The 4,257-nt window shown below is 30.7% G+C and carries 3 protein-coding genes; all 3 read left to right on the top strand.

What is annotated here, in order from left to right:
* Positions 1 to 298 precede the first annotated feature (298 nt).
* Positions 299 to 1,777, top strand: coding sequence for an FAD-dependent oxidoreductase (locus tag Y7E_RS0106685; protein WP_017150516.1), 1,479 nt, complete (start codon positions 299 to 301; stop codon positions 1,775 to 1,777).
* 780 nt (positions 1,778 to 2,557) lie between these two features.
* Positions 2,558 to 3,022 (top strand): hypothetical protein, encoded by a 465-nt coding sequence (locus Y7E_RS0106690; RefSeq protein WP_017150517.1) that lies wholly within the window; start codon positions 2,558 to 2,560, stop codon positions 3,020 to 3,022.
* Positions 3,023 to 3,256: 234 nt separating this feature from the next.
* Positions 3,257 to 4,257, top strand: a 1,001-nt coding sequence (locus Y7E_RS29335) for a hypothetical protein (protein ID WP_017150518.1), incomplete at its 3' end; no start/stop codon positions are given.

Consider the following 4,257-nt stretch of genomic DNA (forward strand, 5'->3'; position numbering starts at 1 on the left):
CTAAATCCTTAAGTTGATGGATGTGTGGTGCTACCCCATGCCCATCAACTTAAGAATTTTATAACGCCCCAAAACGAAAATTTTATCTTTCCATAATTGTTTATGAGAATTCAGCACATTGGGGAACAACGAATTTATCACCTCATTTTTCATATTCTAAGCGCATTTTTGTTTCCCAGGAAACAAAAATGCGGTATACTTGCATACATAAACATAATATTTATTAACTGAGAATCTATTATGTGTACATGTTTTTGTACGATTAGTCCTAATCAATCAAATAAATGGAGGGCATGACATGAGAAATCATTATGATGTAGCAGTTGTTGGTGGTGGTCCAGTAGGATTAATGACCGCATGTGAATTAGCTATTCAAGGTATAAAAGTTGTTGTGTTGGAAAGAAGAGTGGATCGTATACGAAATTCTAGAGCAATGACATTACATCCTCGCTCCTTAGAATTGATGGCTATGAGAGGTATTGAAAACAGATTTTTATCTCGTGGGAAAAAATTAGATACAAGTCATTTCGCTGTCTTAGAAACAAGATTAAACTTCAAAAATTTAGATACGGATTTTCCCTACACACTGTTTATTCCTCAATCTATTACAGAAGAAATATTAGAAGAACGCGCATTAGAATTAGGTGTGGACATCAAACGAGGGCATACTGTGAAAAACTTAAAACAGCATGAAACATTCGTAAAGCTAGAAATAGAGCAAAGAGAAAATATATATAAACTAGAAGTTCCATATGTGGTAGGCGCTGACGGTGCAAGAAGCATCGTACGCGAATTATCGCATATACCATTTAGTGGAACGGATACTACAGCCACTGCTATATTGGGAGATGTGATTTTAGAAGATATTCCAGATAATCCATTTTTCTCTACATCTAATATACATGGGATAGTAATGATGGTACCGATTGCGCCTGGAGTATTTCGTTTTGCAATTGTAGATCCTGTATATCAGCATACACCTGTACAAATTGCTGTCACAGAAGAGGAGCTTATGGATAGTGTTTATCGTATTACAGGTGAACGTATTCAAATTAAGGAAACGATTTGGCTCTCTCGTTTTGGAAATGCAACCAAATTAGCAGATACTTATCAATATTTGCGTGTATTCTTAGCAGGAGATGCGGCACATATTCATTTACCTGCAGGTGGACAAGGTTTAAATGTAGGTTTACAAGATGCTTTTAATTTAGGATGGAAATTGGGATTAGCTATAAAACAAAAAAAATATGAAAACCTACTAGAAAGTTACCATATTGAACGACATGCTGTAGGAAAGCAATTTTTAAAAGAGACACAAGCGCAAGAACAATTAATGATGAACTTTTCAAATGCTGGAATGGAACTAAGAGAGCTATTTTCTCACTTACTCACATACCCAAAAGTGAATCAAGATTTAGCTAAAAAAGTAAGTGGTCTAGGAATTATGTATCCACCTATGCATAATACGAAAAAACATCCATGGCTAGGAAAAAGATGTCCCAATTTTTCTATTTATGCACAAGATCAGAACAATCACACACTCTATGAAGTGATGCATGATGGGAAATTCATTTTATTGATACATCCTTCTTATGTAGATATGGTAGATAAAATAAACATTGATTCACATATAAAAGTGATTGTAGGACAAATACAACATTCTGAGTTAGAAAATATAAGTGCAGTTTGGATTCGACCGGATGGTCATATAGCTTGGATTGCGCATACCAAGAAAGACGTATCATTAGGTATTGAAAAAATGCAAAATAACATGTAATTCAATATGTTATTAACTAATCAGACTCTTTTGTAGTAAGAAATCACACAATTTCCAAAAAATAAAAAATGTTATTCTTTCTGCTTGCTAAGAAAGAATAACATTTTTTATAAATTATATATTGGGTACTTTCCCCATCGCCATCAAGCTAACGAAAACGAGATAGGAGTTCAGCCGAGATACGTGTATTTACTATACTTTTATAGACGCACCAAGGGTTCTCCGCATCTTTGAATACGTGGTAATAAAAAGTGGCTCAAAAGGTGTACCTTTAAGGACATACGGTGTATACCTCTTCATATTCAATTTTAAAATAAATTTTTGGAACATCTTTAACCTATGTATTATCCCTTGACTATTCGTATAAAAAGAACGTCCCAAAAGATTTACTTTTTGGTACGTTTTCTATAGAATCACAAAATTAATTTATCCATTAAGGGGGGCCTTTCTTTTTTATTTGGCATATTATCTTTAGAAATACGCTAGTCCTGTATATTGATATTGTTGACGAAAGCTAGCTGTATGGATAGCTTTTTAAATTTTGTAAATAATATTTTTTATCATTGTCCAGAAAGTCATGTTTTTCTGAACAGATGGCGGCAAAATTAGGAAGCGTTACCTTTAACCCAACTAGGTTTATCGTATATTTCGTGTTTGTCGAAAATAATATACACAAAATAAAAAAATGACGGAATAAATATCTTTGTAAAAAAATTCTAAATATTATAAAATCAATATTGTTATTCCAAAATTTAGAAATCAATAGGGGGAGAATGGAATTTGAAATTAAAAAAAGTGATAACATGGACTTTTGCTGCAAGCTTATTGTTTGGGGGAGCACTACCATCAGTTTCACATGCAGAAGAAAATGAACCTGTACCATTTGAAAATGTTGAAACTGACAGTCAACTAACTGTAACTGATACTGGTTCTGATTTAAAAGAAGTGATTGTTTATCTAAACGGAAATTCAAATGTTTATTTAGGTAGTAATGAAATAGTTGGACAAAGTTCTAGTTCATCAACTTCCACCCTTTCTTATATAAGTGTTATTGGAACTATATATAAAAGTGGAAAATATTATGATATGAACTCAAAATATAGAAATGGCAGTCGATTTGTTTCAGTAACAAATACAGCTCCATTCTCATCAGGACTAAGATATCAACAAGATGGAACACATAAATTCCTTACTTATTCAGGAAAGGCTAGAACTACATTTACTTCGTATGGTAAAACTTTTTAATTTTTTGAAATAAATAATTATAAACTTTATATACAGGGAACTGCCATTAAAATATAAATTTCGAATTGTATGGCAGCCCCTGTTATATAGTGAAATTACATTTATAATTGCTATTAAAAAATCCTTTCATGATAATAGCATTAAACTTGCTACTTTCTTCTTAAAACTTCAATCCCTCCTACAAACTAAAAAATAAATGTAGATATATTCTTATACTACTGAGGTGAATTTTTAATGAAATACATTCATAGTTTAATTCTGGTTTTTCTTTTGATAACCTCATTATTAGGTTGCAACAATAAAACATCTAACCATAATACTTCTTCTACAGTAACGGATTTTATCAATGAGGATAATAAAAACTCCTCCAACAAAGATCAAGTAGGAACTGAATTGGAAGTCGTCCCCAAACAAAATGAAGAATCTAAAAAAAGAACATTCGAATCAAAAGATGGTTCTTTTTCAGCTTCTTTTCACATTGCAAGTTATTTTCCTGAAACAGTAAATTACAGATTAATTCTTTTATTAGATTATAAAAAAATAAATTTTAATTTGGAAAATGATACTGAAAAAAGATCATATTTTGATGTATCTATAGGACCTAATAAAAAAGAAACGTATACGATTGAATTCCCTAAAGTAACTAAGGGAATTCATGATGTAGTAGCTATACTTATTAGAGAACCAAACCAATTTTTAACTTCAGATCACTATGTTCCTTCTGATCATTTTTATGTATTTCAACGTTTTCAAATAAAATTTGAAAACAACAATATTATAAACAAACCAAATTATGTACAAATTAGTCAAAAAAACAAAACTACTTTAGCAGAAAAAGGTTTATTCATTACAAATAATGAAACTTTTAATGCATCAGATGTTTTAGATATTATAAATAAAAAAGATATTCAAAAAGATTATTGGTTACATTTATATGGCCGAAAAAATGAAGAATTTATAATTATTCCTATGGTAGGCTATGATATAAATCCTAAGTTAACCAATGGTATGTATTTTAAATCAATTTATGAATCAGATATGTCATTAAAACTAAATTTTAAAGACATTGATTTATCTAAAAAACAAAACCAAATAAATATTTTACTTATAAGGAATCCATACATAAATTTAGAAGACAAAGATGGAAAGATTGTACACCCAGAGTTGCAATTTTTAGATGGGTTAAATAGATTTCAAATGGTTCTGTTGCGAAGTTTTGTTAAGGTTAAGTGGTG

The organism is Bacillus bingmayongensis (assembly GCF_000299035.1).
GTDB classification, from domain to species: domain Bacteria; phylum Bacillota; class Bacilli; order Bacillales; family Bacillaceae_G; genus Bacillus_A; species Bacillus_A bingmayongensis.